The sequence below is a fragment of the Arthrobacter sp. zg-Y40 genome (assembly GCF_020731535.1).
Classification (GTDB): domain Bacteria; phylum Actinomycetota; class Actinomycetes; order Actinomycetales; family Micrococcaceae; genus Arthrobacter_B.
The window spans coordinates 85,077-104,397 of record NZ_JAJFZS010000011.1 but is presented as its reverse complement, the minus strand read 5'-3'; the positions used below and the strand labels follow the sequence as shown (position 1 = coordinate 104,397).

18 protein-coding genes are annotated in these 19,321 nt (G+C 66.7%); 10 read left to right on the top strand and 8 right to left on the bottom strand.

Annotation, left to right across the window (positions count from 1 at the left end; translation table 11 throughout):
* Positions 1 to 9: 9 nt before the first annotated feature.
* Both LJ754_RS11960 and LJ754_RS11955 read right to left on the bottom strand, forming a co-directional pair.
* The gene (locus LJ754_RS11960; RefSeq protein WP_227926753.1) at positions 10 to 375 is read right to left on the bottom strand and encodes a hypothetical protein; all 366 of its coding nucleotides are present in this window, start codon (positions 373 to 375) and stop codon (positions 10 to 12) included.
* Between the two features lie 13 nt (positions 376 to 388).
* The gene (locus tag LJ754_RS11955) at positions 389 to 688 is read right to left on the bottom strand and encodes a hypothetical protein (RefSeq protein ID WP_227926752.1); all 300 of its coding nucleotides are present in this window, start codon (positions 686 to 688) and stop codon (positions 389 to 391) included.
* 139 nt (positions 689 to 827) lie between these two features.
* On the opposite strand from LJ754_RS11955, the gene gluQRS reads away from it, so the two are divergent.
* Positions 828 to 1,748, top strand: coding sequence for a tRNA glutamyl-Q(34) synthetase GluQRS (gene gluQRS, locus LJ754_RS11950; RefSeq protein WP_227926751.1), 921 nt, complete (start codon positions 828 to 830; stop codon positions 1,746 to 1,748).
* A 35-nt stretch (positions 1,749 to 1,783) separates the two neighbouring features.
* Positions 1,784 to 3,568 carry a glycoside hydrolase family 15 protein gene (locus LJ754_RS11945; RefSeq protein ID WP_227926750.1) on the top strand — a complete coding sequence of 595 codons (1,785 nt, stop codon included), beginning with the start codon at positions 1,784 to 1,786 and terminating at the stop codon, positions 3,566 to 3,568.
* Between the two features lie 62 nt (positions 3,569 to 3,630).
* Here LJ754_RS11945 and LJ754_RS11940 read toward each other — a convergent pair whose 3' ends face one another.
* Positions 3,631 to 4,641 carry a GmrSD restriction endonuclease domain-containing protein gene (locus tag LJ754_RS11940; RefSeq protein WP_227926749.1) on the bottom strand — a complete coding sequence of 337 codons (1,011 nt, stop codon included), beginning with the start codon at positions 4,639 to 4,641 and terminating at the stop codon, positions 3,631 to 3,633.
* On the opposite strand from LJ754_RS11940, the gene LJ754_RS11935 reads away from it, so the two are divergent.
* Positions 4,632 to 4,772, top strand: a complete 141-nt coding sequence (locus LJ754_RS11935) for a hypothetical protein (protein ID WP_227926748.1) — start codon at positions 4,632 to 4,634, stop codon at positions 4,770 to 4,772. The two genes, LJ754_RS11940 and LJ754_RS11935, sit on opposite strands and share 10 nt — an antisense overlap.
* A 138-nt stretch (positions 4,773 to 4,910) precedes the next feature.
* The gene (ppk2, locus tag LJ754_RS11930) at positions 4,911 to 5,873 is read left to right on the top strand and encodes a polyphosphate kinase 2 (protein WP_227926897.1); all 963 of its coding nucleotides are present in this window, start codon (positions 4,911 to 4,913) and stop codon (positions 5,871 to 5,873) included.
* Positions 5,874 to 5,882: 9 nt separating this feature from the next.
* Here the strand turns inward: ppk2 and LJ754_RS11925 are convergent, their stop codons facing one another.
* Positions 5,883 to 6,746: an NmrA/HSCARG family protein gene (locus LJ754_RS11925; RefSeq protein ID WP_227926747.1), complete on the bottom strand. Its 864-nt coding sequence runs from the start codon at positions 6,744 to 6,746 to the stop codon at positions 5,883 to 5,885.
* A gap of 183 nt (positions 6,747 to 6,929) precedes the next feature.
* On the opposite strand from LJ754_RS11925, the gene LJ754_RS11920 reads away from it, so the two are divergent.
* Positions 6,930 to 7,652, top strand: coding sequence for a FadR/GntR family transcriptional regulator (locus LJ754_RS11920; RefSeq protein WP_227926746.1), 723 nt, complete (start codon positions 6,930 to 6,932; stop codon positions 7,650 to 7,652).
* 9 nt (positions 7,653 to 7,661) lie between these two features.
* Positions 7,662 to 8,447, top strand: a complete 786-nt coding sequence (locus LJ754_RS11915; RefSeq protein ID WP_227926745.1) for an alpha/beta fold hydrolase — start codon at positions 7,662 to 7,664, stop codon at positions 8,445 to 8,447.
* A gap of 3 nt (positions 8,448 to 8,450) precedes the next feature.
* On the opposite strand, the gene LJ754_RS11910 is transcribed toward LJ754_RS11915, so the two are convergent.
* On the bottom strand, positions 8,451 to 9,029 hold the full coding sequence (locus LJ754_RS11910; protein WP_227926744.1) for a GNAT family N-acetyltransferase: 579 nt from the start codon (positions 9,027 to 9,029) through the stop codon (positions 8,451 to 8,453).
* A gap of 134 nt (positions 9,030 to 9,163) precedes the next feature.
* On the opposite strand from LJ754_RS11910, the gene LJ754_RS11905 reads away from it, so the two are divergent.
* Positions 9,164 to 10,600: a DUF2252 domain-containing protein gene (locus LJ754_RS11905; protein WP_227926743.1), complete on the top strand. Its 1,437-nt coding sequence runs from the start codon at positions 9,164 to 9,166 to the stop codon at positions 10,598 to 10,600.
* Here LJ754_RS11905 and LJ754_RS11900 read toward each other — a convergent pair.
* Together LJ754_RS11900 and LJ754_RS11895 are read right to left on the bottom strand one after the other, a co-directional pair.
* Positions 10,597 to 12,000: a GntP family permease gene (locus LJ754_RS11900; RefSeq protein ID WP_227926742.1), complete on the bottom strand. Its 1,404-nt coding sequence runs from the start codon at positions 11,998 to 12,000 to the stop codon at positions 10,597 to 10,599. The genes LJ754_RS11905 and LJ754_RS11900 overlap by 4 nt on opposite strands.
* Before the next feature lie 40 nt (positions 12,001 to 12,040).
* Positions 12,041 to 12,556, bottom strand: coding sequence for a gluconokinase (locus tag LJ754_RS11895; RefSeq protein ID WP_227926741.1), 516 nt, complete (start codon positions 12,554 to 12,556; stop codon positions 12,041 to 12,043).
* Positions 12,557 to 12,706: 150 nt separating this feature from the next.
* Here LJ754_RS11895 and LJ754_RS11890 point away from each other — a divergent pair, with 150 nt between their 5' ends.
* The 3 genes from LJ754_RS11890 (at position 12,707) to LJ754_RS11880 (ending at position 18,325) form a co-directional block, all read left to right on the top strand.
* Entirely contained in the window at positions 12,707 to 14,347 is a 1,641-nt protein-coding gene (locus LJ754_RS11890; RefSeq protein ID WP_227926896.1) for a sulfite exporter TauE/SafE family protein, read from the top strand.
* Positions 14,348 to 14,499: 152 nt separating this feature from the next.
* On the top strand, positions 14,500 to 17,814 hold the full coding sequence (locus LJ754_RS11885) for a DEAD/DEAH box helicase (protein ID WP_227926740.1): 3,315 nt from the start codon (positions 14,500 to 14,502) through the stop codon (positions 17,812 to 17,814).
* A gap of 58 nt (positions 17,815 to 17,872) precedes the next feature.
* A complete protein-coding gene (locus tag LJ754_RS11880; RefSeq protein ID WP_227926739.1) occupies positions 17,873 to 18,325 on the top strand; it encodes a MarR family winged helix-turn-helix transcriptional regulator in 453 nt (150 codons plus the stop codon).
* A 36-nt stretch (positions 18,326 to 18,361) separates the two neighbouring features.
* Here LJ754_RS11880 and LJ754_RS11875 read toward each other — a convergent pair whose 3' ends face one another.
* On the bottom strand, positions 18,362 to 19,279 hold the full coding sequence (locus LJ754_RS11875; protein ID WP_227926738.1) for an NAD(P)-dependent oxidoreductase: 918 nt from the start codon (positions 19,277 to 19,279) through the stop codon (positions 18,362 to 18,364).
* Between the last annotated feature and the right edge of the window lie 42 nt (positions 19,280 to 19,321).

Here is a 19,321-nt window from a genome sequence, read left to right as displayed (position 1 = left end):
GGTCCAGCCCTACCCCCAGTGGATGGCGGTGGCGATGGCCGACGCGAGCAGACCCGCCACGGCGAGAATCCCGCCGATCATCCGGTTGGGCAGGTCCAGCCAGGAGGGCCGGTTGGTCAGGAACGTGTAGAGCCCGGTGCACAGGGCGATCAGGCCCGCCGAACCCAGCAGGCCGGTAAAGCCGGTTGCCACGCCCTGGGCAATGATGAGCAGCAGCACGATCACGCCCACCACCACGATGGTCCAGCGGGAGCCGCCCGACGTCGTCGTTCGCTTTCCACCCGATGAGCTGCGTCCCGCGTAAGTCATGGCATCAATCCCTACCGGGGCCGCCGTCCCGCCCAGCACGGGAGCGGCGGTAGCCTCGTCGCCCAAAACCGTACTCCGGCTAACCCGGGAGAACTCTGGGTGTCCCGTGTGAATCCCGGCCAGTGCCCGCGGGCAACCGGACCGTGCGGAACAGCGCCAGCCGCAGCGGCCCGAGCCGGAGCGTGAAAACCGGCCAGTCGATCTTGGGCCGCATGATCCCTTCCTGCCCTGTTCCTTCCTGCGCTGTCCCCTCCTGTACCCGGGCCTGCCCCAGCTGTGCCCGTTCCCGGGCCGCCCGCCGGAAGCCGTGCCAGCGCTCCATTTCCCGGGTCCGCTGCCGGTGTTCGGCTAAGGCAAGTTCCACTTCCATGAGTCCCATGCCCGCCACGCTAGGCAACCGCGAAGGTCCTTTCCATGCCCTTGCGGACACCCCCGGTCCGGAATCACAAGCCCTCCGGTACGGTGTCCGGAAGCGCCCGGAAACACGGACCGCCCGCGCGGCTTTATAGACTGAGAGGGTGCCTACTTCCGACGCCGCCGGCCGCTTCGCCCCCAGCCCCACCGGGGAACTGCATGTAGGCAACCTGCGCACAGCCCTGCTGGCCTGGCTGTTCGCGCGCAGCACCGGCCGCCGGTTCCTGTTGCGGATGGAGGACCTGGACCGGGTCCGCTCCGGTGCCGAAGCAGCGCAGCTGCGTGACCTCGCCGCCGTCGGCCTGGACTGGGACGGGGACATCATCCGGCAGTCCGAACGGCTGGAGTTGTACCTGGAGGCAATCGCGGAACTGCGGGCAGCCGGGCTGGTCTACGAGTGTTTCTGCACCCGCCGCGAAGTAGCCGAGGCCGCCTCCGCCCCGCACGCCCCGCCCGGCGCCTACCCCGGCACCTGCCGGAACCTCACCGAGGAACAACGCGCGGTACGACGGCGGGAGCGGCCCGCTGCGCTGCGCCTGCGCGCCCAGGTTCCCGAGTTCACCGTGACCGATGAGCTGCACGGCAGCTACACCTCGGCCGTGGATGACCTGGTGCTGCTGCGCAACGACGGTGTGCCCTCCTACAACCTTGCCGTGGTGCTCGATGATGCGCTGCAGGGCATCGATCAGGTGGTGCGCGGTGATGACCTGCTCAGCTCTGCGCCCCGGCAGGCGTACCTCGGCTCGTTGCTCGGCCTGCCCCCGGTGCGTTACGCCCATGTGCCGCTGGCCCTGAATACCGCCGGGCAGCGGCTGGCCAAGCGCGACGGCGCCGTGACCCTTCCCGATTTGGCCGCCGCCGGAATGAACGCGGACGCCGCCCGTGAACTGATCCTGGCCTCCCTGGGCCTGCCCGGAAACCTCCAGGCGGCGCTGGCGGAGTTCAACCCGGCGAGCCTGCCCAGGGAACCCTGGATCTTCACCGCCGGGCCCAACGCCGGACCCACCGCCCGGCTGAATCCCTAGCCGTCCCCCACCACCCAACCAGCAAGGAGCAGCACATGAGCATGTCCCACCCGGACCGCACGGACGGCTACGTGGACCTGCGCTCCTACGGGGCAATCGGCGACGGACGGACCGTGGCCCTGGTGGCCCTGGACGGTTCCATCGACTGGTACCCCACCCCGGACCTGGACTCCACACCCGCCTTCGCCCGCCTCCTGGACGCGGAAAACGGCGGGCAGATTGAGCTGCGCCCAGTCGCGGACTTCACCGTGGAGCGCGCCTATGTGGAGGGCACCAACGTTCTGGCCACCACCTTCACCACCGGCACCGGCAGCGTGCGGGTCACCGACTCGCTGAACACCGGCGTGGCCGGGCGGCTACCGTGGGGTGAGCTGGCGCGGCGGATCGAGGGACTCGACGGCGAAGTTCGGATGCGCTGGGCCGTCACTCCGGGCAGCAGCTTCAATACCGCTTCCCCCTGGGTGCAGCAGACGGTGCACGGCCCGGTGCTGCAGGTGCAGGGCACCACCATTGCCGTCCGCGGCCGGGACATCGGCACGGAAGAAACGTCCGAGCGGGACATCAGCGGCACCTTCACCGCCCGGGCCGGTTCACGCCACCTGCTGGCCGTGATTTCCACCCACGACGAACCCCTGCCGCTGCCGGACCCGGACACCATCGACGACGGCGTGGACCGCACCATCGCCAACTGGCAGGACTGGTCCAGGGAGTTCCAGTACGAGGGCCGCTGGAGCGACGCGGTGGAACGCAGTGCCCTTGCCCTCAAACTGCTGCTGCACAGCCCCACCGGCGCGATTGCCGCTGCTGCCACCACGTCGCTGCCGGAGAACGTGCACGGCGGCAAAAACTGGGACTACCGGTACGCCTGGGTGCGGGACACGGCCTACACCCTGCACGCCATGATCCGCTTCGGGCTGCGCGAGGAAGTACACGCGGCGGTGTCCGGGATGCTCAAAAGCGTGCGGGAACAGGGCTCGGATCTGAAGGTGTTTACCCGGCTCAACGGCAGCCGTGCCGAGGACGCCGAGGTGCTGGATATGCCCGGCTGGCGCGGCATCGGACCCGTGGTCAACGGCAACGACGCCGCCGCTCAGCTGCAGATGGGCGTTTTCGGGGACCTGTTCAACATTGTCCAGATGTACGTGGACGCCGGCCATGTGCTGGACACCGGCACCGGCCGTTACCTGGCGGACCTCGCGGACCTGGCCTGCGACGTTTGGCAGCGGCGTGATTCCGGGATGTGGGAGCTGGACGAGGAGCGGCATTACACCACCTCCAAGCTGGGCTGCTGGCACGCGCTGAGCTGCGCTTCGCATCTGGCGGACCTGGGCCAGATTCCGGGTAACCCGGAACGCTGGCGGGCCGAGATGGACCGGATCCGGGACTGGGTGGATGCCAACTGCTGGTCCGAGGAACGCAGCAGCTATGTCTGGTATCCCGGCACCGACCAGCTGGATGCCTCCATCCTGCTGCACGCCATCAGCGGTTTTGACCGGGGCGAGCGGATGTCCTCCACCCTGGATGCCCTGCGCGGTGAACTGGGCCGCGGGCCCCTGCTGTACCGGTTCAGCGGAGCCGAGAAGGAGGAGGGCACCTTTGTGGCCTGCGCCTTCTGGATGGCTGCGGCCCTGGACTGCGTCGGCCGCCGGGAGGAAGCCGCCGCCCTGATGGATGAGCTGGTGCCGCTGGCCAACGATGTGGGCCTGTACACCGAGATGATCGCCGAAGAAGACTCCGCCTTCCTGGGCAACTTCCCTCAGGGCCTGTCCCATCTGGCCCTGATCACAGCCGCCCTGACGCTGGGCGAAGAAAGGGACTAGCGAAGGACCCCGCCCGGGCTTAGTGGGGCACCTTCCGTACAGCTGATGCGGCCGCCCCGGAGTCAGGACTCGCAGCCCACGCCGTCGCCGTCGCGGTCGAACTTCGGGTCCCAGCCGGCCTCGCCCACCCGGATGGGTGCCGCGCCGGCGGCCCGGACCGCCGCGCAGTTGGCGTACCCGGTGCCGGGCCCTGCCGCCGGAGCAGCGGGTGCCGGAGGGGCGGCGGGAGCTGCGGCCTCGTCTGCGGCCGGACCAGCTGCCCCAGCTCCGGTGGACACCGCAGCGGTGCCGGCCCGCACCGGCACCGGCTCCTCCGGGCAGCCGGACAGGACAGTGGCGATGGCATCGTGCTCGGCCTGGGTCATCCACAGCCGGTATTCGGCTTTGACCGCCGTCTGGCGGGCCACGTATTCGCAGCGGAAGGCGTTGTTGGCGGGCAGCCAGGTGGCGGCGTCGCCGTCGGACTTGGCGCCGTTGGCCGGGCCGTCTGCCGCCATCAGGTTCAGCGGATCATTGGCCAGCATCCGGCGCTCCTCGGCGGAAAGCTGCTGGGCACCCTTCTGCCAGGCATCGGACAACGCCACCACATGGTCAATCTGCACCGCGGTGCTGGTGGTGTTGCCGCGGACAAAGCTGATGGTGGTGCCGGTGTACGGATCCTGGAACGTGCCCGAGGCGACCACGCATTCCTGCGTACCGTCCTTGTAAACCACGTCCACCAGGTCGCGGGCAAGGATGTCGTTGCGGGTATCGCAGCCGTTGTGGTCCACGTCTGCCCAGGCCGGGCCGAACTGCTCGCGGTCATACCCGGTCTTCGGGGCGCGGCCCTTGATGGGGATTCCGGCCAGCTGTTCCAGTGCTGTTCCCGCGGCAACCACGGAATCGGATGCGGCGGGCGGCGCGGCGGGCTCCGCAGGGGCCGGGACGCCGGAAGCGGTGTCAGTGGCCGTGGCAGTTGCTGCCGAAGGCGAGGCACCTGGACCGGCATCCGCGGCTGGGGTGCAGCCGGCGGCGCCGAGCAGGACCGCGGGCAGGGCAAGAAGGGACAGGACTTTGGTGCGTAGTGAAGTCATCGCCCTCCATTATCGGCGCCGGCCTCCCGGCATCGGCTCAGGCGCGCCGCACCAAACCGCGCCTGAGCCGCGCAGGAGCCGCGCTGCGGGGTGCCGGAACCCTCTTCCAATATGCCCGCGGGTACGCGTAGTTTCGGAAGGACCGAACCCGCAGGGCAGAGGTCACCCACAGGGCACATGTCATGGGAGATGTCGTGGCAACCAATAAGAACGGAACCAAAGAAGTTAAGGAACTGGCCGAGCAGCTGGCCGAACGGGATGGCCGGAGTCTGGGCGCGGCCGAGGGCAACGGCCAGCGGGTGGCCGTCACGGAGGACTACGCCCAGGAATTGGACGAGCTCCAGGAGCTGAACAGCAAGGCCAGGAAACTCAAGATCAAGGTCGATGACAACGCCTGGCGGCAGAACTACCCCTACGACACCAAGCTCAGCCGGCGGACCTATGACCGGCAGAAGCGGCTGCTGCAGATAGAGCTTTTGAAAATGCAGCTTTGGGTCAAAGAGAGCGGGCAGAAAATGCTCCTCATCTTTGAAGGGCGCGACGCCGCCGGGAAGGGCGGCGCGATCAAACGGTTCAATGAACACCTCAATCCCCGCGGTGCCCGCGTGGTGGCCCTGGAAAAGCCCACTTCCGAAGAAGTCACCCAGTGGTACTTCCAGCGGTATGTCCGCACCCTGCCCAGCGGCGGGGAGATAGTGATGATGGACCGCTCCTGGTACAACCGGGCCGGGGTGGAACGCGTGATGGGTTACTGCACGCCGGCGCAGTATCTGGAGTTCATGCGTGAAGTCCCCGAACTGGAACGCATGCTGGTCAATTCCGGCACACTGCTGCACAAACTGTGGTTTTCGGTGGGCCGGGCCGAGCAGGTTGCCCGGTTCGCTGCCCGGGAAACCGACCCGGTGAAACAGTGGAAGCTCTCCCCCACCGACCTGGCGAGCCTGGACAAGTGGGACGCCTACACGCAGGCCAAGGAAGCCATGTTCTTTTACACCGACACCGGAGACGCCCCGTGGACGGTGATCAAGTCGAATGACAAAAAGCGTGCCCGTCTGGAGGCCATGCGCCATGTGCTGAACACGGTGGATTATCCGAACAAGGACAAGACCGTGGCGCATGCTCCGGATGCGCTCATAGTGGGGCGTGCCTCCAGCCACTTCGAGGAGGACGAGGAGCCGCACGGCAGCTTCCCGGTGGTCCGGCCGCAGGGCAACGCTGCAGCCGGAGCCTGACCCGGCCCGCTAGGAACGCACGCCGTTGGACACCAGCCAGCTGTCCAGGTCCAGGGCACCGCGGGCAAGGGTGTTGGTGGCTTCGAAGTCCCCCTGGTAGGCCGGCAGCTGCCCGAACCAGCGGAACATTGCCTGCGAGTCTGCTTGTCCCGCCAGGGTTTCCAATGGCAGGGCTTCATAACGGCCGGGCATTCCGGCAGCGGCACCCAGGACTCTGGCGATTTCGGTGCCGGTCAGTTCATCCCCGGCAACCCCCACCGCACCGCTGGGAATCTCCGCCGGATCCAGCAGTGCCGCCGCCGCAACCCGGCCGACGTCGCGTACCGCCACCATCTGCAGCGGGATCCCGTCCGGCAACGGCATCCGCAGGACGGTTTCGTCGTCCTCGACCGCGGCGAGGTAGGGCAGGTTCTCCATAAAAAAGACCGGCCGGACCACAGTGAGGCCAATCGGCAGCCCTTGCAGGTACTGCTCGGCGTCGTATTTGCTGTCGAAATGCGGGACACCGCTGTTCCGCTCGGCACCGTCCACCGAACTGAAGACCAGGCGCCCGACGCCGGCCTCCACCGCGGCGTCGCCGAGCGCCTTGGCCATGGGCGCTTCCCCGGCCGGACCGTCCGGGGTATTCATGGTGGTCATGAACCAGAGTGCGTCCAGCCCGTCCATCGCCGGGCCGAGTGTCTCCGGCCGGTCGAGGTCCGCGAGGACCACTTCGGCGCCGCGGGCCGCCAGGTCCCCGGCCTGTTCAGACTCCGGCCGCCGCACCAGGGCCCGCACCCGGACACCCTGCTCCAACAGGGCCTGCGCAGTGGCGGACCCCTGCTTGCCGGTGGCGGCGAAAACGCCGTACAGCTCAGAATTGTCAGTGGACATTGGAATGACTCCTTTTTCGAGCTGGGTTTGTTCCGGTCACGCTATGGCTGCGGCCGTAAATACTCAACGGTTTTACGCCGCCCGCTGAGTGGGAATAAACGGGTGGCTACCGGCAGGTTATGGAGCAGGCGGGGAAGCCCGTGGTGCATAGAATGAACAGGTGATTCGAATACCGGCCGCCGCATGAGTTCAAGGCTGCATAACCTTGTTATTGAATCCGTGGGCAAACGGATCATTTCCGGTGAACTGGCGGCCGGTGACACCATGCATTCCGAGCACCTCGAAACCGAACTCCAGGTCTCCCGCTCGGTGGCCCGCGAAGCAGTGCGCGTTCTGCAGTCCCTCGGCCTGGTTGAAACCGTCAAACGCGTGGGCATCCGTGTGCTCCCCGAGACCAGCTGGAATGTGTTTGACCCGTCCGTGATCCGCTGGCGGCTGGCGGCCGCGGGCAAGGGCGCCCAGCTGCGCTCGTTGACTGAGCTGCGTTCCGCCGTCGAACCGGCGGCAGCCGAGTTGGCCGCCCGGTACGCTCCGGCCGATCTGAGCGCGGAGCTGATGGCGGTGGCGGCGAAAATGCGGTCGGTGGGCCGGGCCGGTGACCTGCAGCAATTCCTGGACCTGGATATCCACTATCACGGGCTGGTGCTGGCCGCTTCCGGCAATGAGATGTTCGCGCAGATGCAGTCGATGATCGCCGAGGTGCTGCGCGGCCGCACGCACTACGGCCTGATGCCGGACCGGCCGCATGAAGAGGCCCTGCAGCTGCATATTGACGTGGCCAACGCGATTTCCGGCGGCGACCCGGAGACCGCCCGCGCTGCCATGGACCAGATTATGCGCCGCACCATGGAGGAAGTGGGCAGTGTATGGACGGACGAACCGCGGGATTTTACGCCGCTGCCCTAGGATGATCCGGTGATAGCGCATGAAGTTGGACAGGGCAGGCCGCTGGTACTGGTGCACGGGTTCGAGCTGGACCACCGCAGCATGCTGCCCCTCGAAGCCTCGCTGGCCGGCAGCTCGTGGCGGCGTATCTACCTAGACCTGCCGTGGACCGAACAGGCGGTTCCGGGATCTGCCGCCAGTGCCCAGGACGTGGCCGACGGCGTCGTAAATGAACTTCGGTACCGCCTGGGAGAGGAGCCGTTCGCGATCATCGGGCATTCATTCGGCGGCATGATCGCCCGCCATGTGGCGCACACGATGCGCAGCCAGGTGCTCGGGCTGGCCACCCTCGGGGCGGTGTTCACAGCCGATCACAGCAAGCGGGTGCTCCCGGCACGCGCCGTTATCCATGCAGATGTTCCAGAACATGCAGTCGACGACGATTTCCGGGACGTGGCGGTGATCCAGACTCCGGGCACCCTTGCCGCGTTCAACGAGTTTGTCCTTCCCGGCCTTCGCGGGACGAATCAGCAGATGACGGAGCGGATTGCCGCGGACTACGCGCTGCGCCGGGAACCGGAGGCTGCGTATCCGGAACCGTTCGAGGCGCCGTCGCTGCATATCTTCGGGCGGCAGGACCACGTGACCGGGTATGAGGACGGTCTGGCGCTGCGGGATCACTATGTGCGCGGCACGTTCGCAGTGCTCGACGCCGCGGGGCACCACGTATACATGGAGCGTCCCGCAGTGGTTGCGGCGCTCGTGGACGACTGGCTGGCCAGCATCCCTGCGCCGTCGCCCGCTCTCCCCCGCTAGCCGCTACCCGGCGGCGGATGCCCGGTATTCCTGCTCCAGCATGCCCAGCAGCACCTGGTCGTGGAACGCTCCGCGGTGGAACACGGCAGCACGGCGGCGGCCTTCTTCGACAAATCCCAGTGAGGTGTAGAGGTGCAGCGCCCGCTCGTTATAGGACCAGGTCTGCAGTTCCGCCTTATGCGCTCCCATTTCCTCGAACACAATCCGCAGGCCCAGCTGCATCGCTTCCCGGCCCATCCCCTGGTTCTGGAATTCCGGACCGATGATGATCGCCATGGTGGCAAACCGCTCGGGAACGGAGATGCCCCAGACGCTGATGTGCCCCACCAGCCGTTCGGCGGGGTTCACGATGCTGTAGCCGAACCCCGAAGGTAACTCGTTTTTGCTCCAGGTCCGGAACATGGCCGCCGCGGACTCCTCCGGCCGTGCGGCCACCCGGTTCTGCTGCAGGACGGACTGGAAGGGGTCGTTCCACCACTCGGCCAGATGCGGCAGGTCCGGCTCGCGCAGTTCGCGGAAGCGGACCCGTTCGCCCGCGAGCAGTGCGGCGGACCAATTCTGCAGATCACTGATGTTGTCCACGCGGCGATACTAACCCGGGCCCGGGTGGATTGGTCTCCCTCCAGCGCTGGTCGGGGAAGATAGCGGACAGGTAACCTGACCCCGCAGGACCTGACCGATGGGCGCAGCGAACCGCTGCAGAGAGGTCGCCGACCATGGAAAGTACCCAAACCCAGCGTCCAACCGTTGCGGAACGTGCGGCAGCAGGCAAGGACCACCGAAGGTCGACCCCCGTATCAACGCATCAGGGGTGGGGTCCCGCTTCCGGCCGCCCGGATCCCGTGGCGCTCATCGAAGCACAAAACCGCACCCGCGACCCCGATCTGGTGCCGGTGCGGCACGGCCGGATGCTTGCCTCGCCGTTCACCTTCTACCGCGGCGCTGCCAAGGTCATGGCCGCCGATCTCAAGGACATGCCGCGCGCGGGCCTGACGGTCCAGCTGAGCGGGGACGCGCACCTGTCCAACTTCGGGGTCTTCGCCTCCCCCGAGCGGGCGTTGGTGTTCGACTTGAACGACTTCGACGAGACACTTCCGGGGCCGTTTGAGTATGACGTCCTGCGGATGGCCGCGAGTTTCACCATCGCAGCCCAAAACAACGGGTTCTCCGCAGAAGACACCCGCGCGGTGACCCGTGCAGCGGTCCGGTCCTACCGGGAAGCAATGCGGGATTTCGCACAAATGGACACGATGGATATCTGGTACGCGCATCTTGCTGAAAAGGACATTTTGGAAACGATCCGGCAGGCGACGGTCGCCAGCAAGGGCAAGGCGGATAAGAAGGCCGCCAAACACGCCCGAAAGACGGCGGAAGAGACCATCCGGAAGGCCCGGTCCCGGGACAGCCTGCAGGCACAGTCGAAGCTGGCTGAAGAGGTGGACGGGACGTACCGGATTCTCAGCCAGCCGCCGGTTATCGTTCCCCTTCGGGAGCTCGATGTTTCCTGGGGATTGACGGCCGAGGAAATGGAGACCGCCATCCGGGACCAGCTCCGGTCCTACCGGGCGAGTTTGCAGGAGGATCGGCGCCGGCTCCTCGAGCGCTTCGAGGTGGTCGACGTCGCCCGGAAAGCGGTGGGGATCGGCAGCGTGGGCACGCGGGGCTTCATCGTGTTGCTGCAGGGCCGCGATTCGGGTGATCCGCTGTTCCTCCAGGTCAAGGAAGCCACCCGCTCCGTCCTGGAGGACCATCTGCCCAAAAGCAAGTACCGGCAGCCCGGTGCCCGGGTGGTGCAGGGCCAGCGCATGATGCAGGCGGCAAGCGATATTTTCCTGGGCTGGACCAGGGGTGTACAGGACAACCGCTACCTCTACTGGCGCCAGTTGAGGGATATGAAGGGTTCGATAGTTGTCGAGGCGATGAAGCCCTTCGGCATGGAGCTTTACGCCCGCACCTGCGGCTGGACCCTGGCCCGGGCGCATGCCAGGTCCGGGGATCCCATCGCGATTGCCGCCTATCTGGGCAAGAGCGAAAAGTTCGACGACGCCGTCACCGATTTCTGCGCACGGTACGCCGCCCAAAACGAACAGGACTACTCCGCCTTCGCCTCCGCCGTGCAATCGGGGCGGCTCCGAGCGCTGGAAGGGGTCTAGAACCCGGAGGCCACCAGGTAAATCACCAGTGCAAAGGCGAAACCAACGACGCCGATCAGCGCCTGGCCAACCGTCCACGTCTTCAGCGTGGTTTTGGTGTCCATCTGGAAGAACCGGCTGATCAGCCAGAAGCCGGAGTCATTGACGTGCCCGGCGAACACCGAACCGCCGGCCAGCGCCAGCACAATGGCCACCACCTGGACCGCGTTGAAGTCCGGGTTGCCCATCACCACGGGCTGGACCAGGGCGGCAGCCGTGGTCAGGGCCACGGTGGCCGAGCCCTGCGCCATCCGCACAATGGCGGCGATGAGGAAGCCGGCCACAATCACCGGAAGGCCAATGGCGTCGAGTGACTCGGCAATAGCGTTGCCGATGCCGCTGGCGCGCAGGACGCCGCCGAACATACCGCCGGCCCCGGTGATCAGGATGATCGAGCAGACCGGGCCCAGCGCACTGTCCACCACGGTCTCGATGAGCGTGCCCTTTTTGCCCTGGCGGCGGCCCAGCAGCCACATGGCCAGGAACACGGTGATCAGCAGCGCCACCGGGGTTTCGCCCAGTGTGCGCAGGATCTGCACCCAGCCGGTGTCCAGGGAGACGATCTCCGCGGTGGCCAGCATGTTCAATCCGGTGTTCAGGAAGATCAGCACAAACGGCAGCATCAGCAGGGTCACAATGGTGCCCAGCTTCGGCGAGGAGCGGAACTCGGACTCGGCCGATCCGGAGGGTGCGTCAAGGATGGACGGGACCGGGAGGACGAACTTCTTGCCGAGGAAGGTGCCAAAGAGGTAGCCGGCCAGGTACCAGGTGGGAATCGCAACCAGCAGGCCGAAGATCAGGACCAAGCCGACGTCGGCGCCCAGCAGGCCGGTCGCGGCCACGGGGCCTGGGTGCGGCGGGACAAACACGTGCATCACGGAGAACGCTGCAGCAGCCGGGAAGCCGTAGGTGAGCAGGGAGCCGCCCATCCGCCGCGCCACGGTGAAGATGATCGGCAGCATTACCACCAGGCCGGCATCGAAGAAGATCGGGAAGCCGAACATCAGCGAGGCCACGGACAGGGCCAACGAAGCCCGCTTCTGCCCGAACTTGCCGATCAGTGCGTTGGTCAGCACCTCGGCGCCGCCGGAGACTTCCAGCATCCGCCCGAGCATGGCACCCAGGCCGACCAGCAGGGCAACGCTGCCCAGGGTGGTGCCGAACCCGGCGGTCAGCGTCGGCACGATGCCCGATGCGGGGATGCCGGTGGCAACCGCGGTGAGCAGGCTGACGGTGATCAATGAGAGGAAAGCGTGGATTCGGAACTTCATGATCATCACCAGCAGCAGCGCAATGGCGGCTACGGCGATGAGGAGCAGGCCGGGAGTACTCAACGTCCAGTTGAGTTCTAGATCGGTCATCGTTGTCCTATCTGGGAAAGAAAGCGGGAATCGGGGCAGGTCAGCGGGCAGTCAGTGCCTGGGCCACAAAGGCGGCAATTTCGGCTGGAGCGAGGTTGATGTCCACCGGAATTCCGGCTTCGTCCGCCGCCAGCGGTTCAAGGGTGTCGAACTGGGAGTCCAGCAGGGTCGGCGGCATGTATTCGTGGTCCCGGTGGGTGAGCCGTTCGGCAATCAGGGACCGGTTTCCGTCGAGGTGTATGAAGCGGGTGCCGGGCGCGAAGGAACGGATGAGGTCACGGTACCGGCGCTTCAGCGCGGAACAGGCGATTACTGTGGATTCGCCGCGGGCGAGGCCGTCCGCGAGCGCCGAGCCGATGGCCCGCAGCCAGGGTTCCCGGTCGGCATCGGTCAGGGGATGCCCGGAGGCCATCTTTTCCCTGTTGCTGGCCGGATGCAGGTCATCTCCGTCGATAAACGGCAGGGATAATTCATCGGCGATGGCGCGGCCCGAGGTGGACTTGCCGCACCCCTGCACACCCATCACAACCAGCGGCGGAACTAGGTACGGCGGCATGGCAGCACACTCCTCAGACGCGTCATCACATCTGATTTGCGGAGCCACGGCGGCAATAAATCAGATTTATCTTCCATAAGATAGCACGGCGTCCGGCCCGACGACGGCGGTTACTGTGCCTGCCGGGCCGCGCGTGGGAGCGTGGACTCCATGTTCGTGCTGGGAGCGGCGGTCGCCGTCGTGGTGGGAACCGTGGTGGGCCTGGTGGGCGCCGGCGGGGCCATCATCGCCGTTCCGGCACTGGTCTATCTGGTGGGCCTGCCGCCCGACGACGCCGTGCCCACCTCCCTGATTGTGGTGGGCCTGTCCTCGCTGGCCGGGCTGCTGCCGCGTCTGCACACCGGAATCAACTGGACCCTGGTGGCCGTACTGGGCATTGCAGGTTTTCCGGCGTCCTGGGCCGGTGCTGCGTTGAGCGAACGGCTGGACCCCGATGTGCTGATGCTGCTGTTTGCGGCCCTCATGGTGGTGGCGGGGACCAGGATGCTGCTGGCCGGGCGGAGGATTCCCGGTGCCCTGCCAGCCGCCGTGCCGGTCCGGGGGCCGCTGCTCCGCGGAGTGGCAGTGGGCCTTGCCGTCGGCTTCCTCACCGGCCTGCTCGGGGTGGGTGGCGGGTTCCTGCTCATTCCGGCGCTGGCCATGTTCTTGGGGGTTCCGCTGCAGCAGGCCGTGGGAACGTCGCTGGCGGTAATCGCCATTAATTCCGCCTCGGGGTTCTCCGCACATCTGGCCGGCCTGGGCATGGACTGGACGCTGACCCTGGCCTTCGCGGCAGTGGCGGTGGCAGCCTCACTGGCAGCAGCACGGCTGTCCCGCCTGCTGGATGACCGGGTGGTGAGCAGGATCTTCGCCGTGCTGGTCTTGCTCGTGGCCGCCTGGGTGACGGTCCAGAGCCTGCCCGCCGTCGTCGGGCAGGCTGCCCCGCCGGAGGACGCAGCACCGCCAACACCGACTGCGCCGGCACCGTCGACTCCCGCCGCCGGGCTGACGGCGGAACTGGCTGCCAGCCGGCTGTATGCCGGCGAGGACAGTGTCCAGCTCCGGATTACCAATCTGAGAAAGGAACCGGTCGCCATCTCCGCGGCGTCGATCGGCACCGGACTCTATGCGGCCCCACAGCCATGGCAGCCTGCCCGCTCGGAACCGGTGCGGCTTGCCCCCGGGGCGACCGTCAGCCTGCCGGTGCCGTTGGCGACGCCGGTGTGTGCGGGTGCTGAGTCGGAGGGGACGGAGTCGGACGGGACAGAGTCGGACGGGACAGAGTCGGACGGGACGGATCAGGAAGGAGCAGACCAGCAGGGCCTGCACACCGCCACGCTTGAGTTGGACTCCGGGACGGTCCAACTGGATGCCGCGGACCCGCGTGGTGACTTCGCCACCATGCACCAGCGGGATTGCCTGGTGGCCGGGATGGACGCCGTGGCACGGATCAGCATCGCCCCGGAACTGGCGGTAGACGGGAGCACCGCCGTCGCCCGCGTCCTGGTTGAGCCCAGCGGCAACAGCGCAAGCCTTGTGCTGCACCGGTTCGAAGAGACTCCGCTGCTGGCCGCCGGCGGATCCTGGCCGCAGGAAACCACCATCCGCGGGACCGACAGCCCCCGGGAGCTTTCCCTGGTGCTGGCCCCCCAGCGCTGCGATGCGCACGCACTGGCGGAGGACAAAGTGGGAACCCTGCTGCCCGTGTACATTTCGGCCGGAGCCTACGAAGGCCAGGTCCGGCTGGCGGCGCCGGCGGAGTTCACGGCCAATGTTTACGCCTTTGTTCAGGGCGCCTGTGCGGCCCGGTAGCACCGCCGTCCGGGCCACAGAAGCCTTGGTACGCAGATCACGCCGTTGTGACCCGCGTTACCAATATCGTAGGCACGACACCCCGGAAGGCTCCAAACCGGCCTGCGGGGCCGGCCGCGCAAACCGTCGGCGCTGCGTGAGACGATAAAACCATGCCCGAAACCCTCCCGCTCGTCGACGTCACCGACGTCATCCGCGTGGTTGGCGGCTCGGCGTTCCAGCGCGGCCAGACCTACGCCAGGAGCGGCGCCGTGCAGGCCCTTGAATGGGATGCCCAGGGCGAAGTGCTGCGCGCGCAGGTACGCGGCACCGCAGCGGTTCCCTACCGGACCCTGCTGCAGCTCGGCGCCAAGCGCCAAGGGGATTACCGGCTGCTGGACAACCACTGCAGCTGCCCGCTGGGCTTTGACTGCAAGCATGTGGCGGCAGCAGCCCTGCAAAGCAATATGGACCATCTGCTGGCCCGGCAGGAACTATCCTCGCCCGCTCTGACCCCGTCCGTCCCGGCCTGGCAGCAGTCGCTGCAGACCCTCATTGACGCGGACCTGGCCGGAGCAGCACGGCCCGCCGAGACCACTCCGCTGGCACTGCAATTTGAACTGCGCAACGTAGTGGCGGCTGCTGATTCGCGCTGGGGTGCGCCGGCGCCGCGCAGCCGGCACCGGGCCACTCCCTTCCGTCTGGGGGTCCGGCCGGTGGTGCGCAATACCAAGGGCAACTGGGTCAAGAACAATCTGGCCTGGAGCAACATCAGCTATCAAACCTACGGCCTGCGGCTGGACCCGGACCAGCACCGCTGGTTCTCCCAGTTCCCGGCCCTGCACCGCTCTAACGGCGTGAGCTACTTCGGGCAGAACGACTCCTGGCTGTACCTGGACGACTTCGCCAATCCCCTGCTCTGGCAGCTTCTGGAGGAAGCTTCACGGCTGGGGATCCCGTTTGTGGGCAGCAAGAAAGACATGGACATCCGGGTGGGCAAACTGGCCGTACTGTCCCTGGACGTCCGCGCGGCCGGCGGCGAGACACCGGCTCCGCTGCGGCTGCTGCCCACCCTGGAAATCGACGGCACTCCGGTTCCCCTGGAAGCCGCCGGCATCATCGGCAGCCACGGCATCTACGTCCGGTCCGCGCAGAACACCGTCACGCTGGCGCCCACCGCCAAAACCCTGACCGAACAGGACAAGGGCCTGCTCCTGCAGGGTGCTCCCGTGACGGTTCCCAAAGCCGACGCCCCGGTATTCCTGGAGAAGTTCTATCCCCGGCTGCGGCAGGTCCTGCCCGTCACCAGCAGCGATGAATCCGTGGAGTTTCCCGAAATATCTCCGCCGGTGCTGGTCCTGTCGGCGTCATTCGGCGCCGACGATGAACTGGTGCTGGGCTGGGAGTGGGAATACCGGCACGGCAGCACCGTGACCCGGCTGCCGCTCACCGGCAAAGCCGCAGCGGCGGACGACGCCGACACCACCTACCGCGATATCCCCGCCGAGGGCGTGCTGCTGGCAGAAGCCGGCAGCACCATGTCCGCAGTGCCGCGGAACCGCACCCTGCGCGGCATCGAAGCCGCGGAATTCACCGAGCATGTCCTTCCCGACCTGGAAAAGATCGAGGGCCTGCGGGTGGACGTCTTCGGCGAACGCCCGGACTACCGGGAACTGCTCGAAGCACCCAAGCTGAAAATCACCACCGTGGAAACTGAACGCCGGGACTGGTTCGACCTGGCCGTGATGGTCACCGTGGAAGGCCGGCTGGTGCCGTTCGCGGATATCTTCAAGGCCATCGCGCAGGGCAAAACCAAGCTCCTGCTGGTGGACCGCACCTACCTGTCCCTGGACCGCCCCGAGTTCGAGCACCTGCATGCCCTGATCAACGAGGCGCAGGGACTGCAGGAATGGGACACCGGGGAACTGGGGATCAGCCGCTACCAGGCCGGGCTGTGGGCGGAGCTGGAAGAGCTCGCGGAAGAAACCGAGGAAGCCGCAGCCTGGCGGGAATCGGTGTCCGCCCTGCTGGACCTGAAGAGCGTGGACCCGGTGCCGCTGCCGGCGGGGCTGCAGGCGGACCTGCGCCCGTACCAGCATGAAGGATTCAACTGGCTCGCGTTCCTCTGGGACCACGGCCTGGGCGGCATCCTCGCCGACGACATGGGCCTGGGCAAGACCCTGCAGACCCTGGCCCTGCTGGCCCACGCGCGGGAAAAGCAATCCCGGGAGCAGGAGGACCGGCAGCCGGTCCGTCCGTTCCTGGTGGTTGCCCCCACCTCGGTGGTGCCCAACTGGGCATCCGAAGCGGCGCGGTTCACGCCGGGCCTAAAGGTAGTCACCGTGGGCGACACCACCGCCAAGTCCAAGGTGCCGCTGGCCGAGGTGGTGGCGGGCGCCGACGTCGTCATCACCTCCTATGCCGTGTTCCGGCTGGACTTCGCCGCCTATCGGAAGACCGAATGGGACGGGCTGATCCTGGATGAGGCGCAGTTCGTGAAGAACCGCGTAACCCGCGTGCACCAGTGTGCCCGGGACCTGCCGGTGCCGTTCAAGCTGGCCATCACCGGCACGCCCATGGAAAACAACCTGATGGAACTGTGGGGACTGTTCGCCATTGTGGCCCCGGGCCTGTTCCCGTCCGCGCGCAAGTTCGCGGATGAATACCAGCGGCCCATCGAGCGCGGTGACAGCCCCGACCTGCTGGCCCGGCTGCGCAGCCGGATCCGGCCGCTGCTGATGCGCCGTACCAAGGAAGCAGTCGCCAAGGACCTGCCCGAGAAGCAGGAACAGGTCCTGGAAGTGGAACTGCACCCCAAACACCGCAAGATCTACGAGACGCACCTGCAGCGCGAACGCCAGAAACTCATGGGGCTGATCCAGGACATGGACCGGAACCGGATGATCGTTTTCCGCTCCCTGACCCTGCTGCGCATGCTGAGCCTGGATGCCTCCCTGGTGGAGGAGGAATACGAGGGCATCCCGTCAGCCAAACTGGATGTGCTGTTCGAGCAGCTCAACGACATTACCGCTGAAGGCCACCGTGCCCTGATCTTCAGCCAGTTCACCTCCTTCCTGAAAAAGGCAGCGGAACGGCTGGACGAGGCAGGCATCAAATACGCCTATCTGGACGGCTCCACCCGCAACCGTGCCGACGTGATTGCCTCCTTCAAGGAGGGCGAGGCCCCGGTGTTCCTCATCAGCCTCAAGGCCGGCGGCTTCGGCCTGAACCTGACCGAGGCGGACTACGTTTTCCTGCTCGATCCCTGGTGGAATCCGGCCGCCGAGTCGCAGGCCGTGGACCGCACCCACCGGATCGGGCAGAAAAACAATGTCATGGTCTACCGGATGGTCGCCCGGGACACCATCGAGGAGAAGGTGATGGCACTGAAGGAGCAGAAGGCGAAGCTGTTCACCTCGGTAATGGACGACGACGCCGTCTTCAGTTCAGCGCTCACTGCAGAGGACATCCGGGCCCTCCTGCAATAGCTTCGGCCGAGCCGCCCGTGTCCTTCCCGGGACGGTCATTGATTTGTACAGTGGAGTGATGGCCACTCAGGAGCGTCCCATCGGATTCTGGCTCAAGCTTGTCGACCAGCTGGTTGATGACCAGTTCGGCGCCAGCTTCGAAGAGCACGGCGTCACCCGCCGGCAGTGGCAGATGATGAACCTGCTGGTGGAGGGGCCGGCCACCCAGAAACAGCTGTCGGACGGTTTGCGGCCGTTTTTCCCTGCCGTGGAGACCGGCACTTCCGAAGAACTCATTGAAGAACTGCGGGAGTCCGGCTGGGTGGCACTCGAGGACGGCCAGTACCAGCTGACGGACCTGGGCAGCCGCAGCTTGGAGAACCTGCGCGGCGCCGTGGACCGGATCCGGCAGTTGATGACGGAGGACATCGCCGAAGAGGAGTACACCGCCCTGCTGGCAGTGCTGCAACGGATGGCCCGGAACCTGGGCTGGGACGGCGACGTCGCCTCAGGGCCGAGGGTGGATACCTGAGTCCGGCGGACATTTCGCTCCTAGCAGCGTGCGTTCCTAGTAACCGGCGCGGACGTCCACCAGTCCCTCCAAGACAAACCCCGCCGCCAAGTTCCGTACGTTGCGCTCCACCCGGGCCGTGAACAGCGGACGGATCATGTCCTGTGTTTCCCCGGTATGCGGCGTGATCAAAGCCCGGGGTTCGGACCAGAGGGGATGCCCGTCCGGCAGCGGCTGCGGATCGGTGACATCCAGTGCTGCCCCGGCAAGTTTCCCTTCCGCCAGGGCGGTCACCAACGCCGCGGTTTCCACGAGCGGACCGCGGGCGATGTTCACCAGGAAGGCGTCGGGCCGCAGCAGGGCCAGGCGCCGGGCGTCCATCAGGTGGTCTGTTCCTGCCGTCATGGGTGCTGCCAGCACCAGGACATCGGCTTCCCGCAGGGCGTCGTCCAAACCCTCGTCGGTGACGGTTTTCTCTGCCCCCGGTACCGGCTGGTGGTGCGCGCGGACCATGGTGATGTGTTCGGTGAACGCCGACACCAGCCGCAGGATTTCCTTGCCCACCCCTCCGGCCCCCACAATCACCACGCGTTTGCCGTGCAGCGAGGTGCCCTGCGGCTTGCCCCAGCTCTGCGCCCGGGCGAACGTATCCACCGAGCGCAGCAGGGCCAGGACCAGTGCCAGGGCGAACTCCCCCACCGGCTGCCCGAATGCGCCCTTGCCGCTGGTCCACTGCCGGTCGGGGTTGCGCCGCATCAGGTCCTCGTACTGGTCCACCCCGGCCAGGGGAAGCTGTATCCACGCTATGCCGGGATGCTCGGCCAAGACCGTTTCCAGGGCATCCTGGGACAGCCCTTCGGTCAGGACCAGTCCCCTGGTTGCCTCCGAGAGCGGTGCAACCACTCCGCCGCCTGCCTGCACGGCATTGACCAGATAGTCCCTAGGCTCCGGAAGGATAACAACGCTCGGTTCCATGAACGGACCCCGTTCGGCGTGAGCTGACAGTCCCAGAAGTAT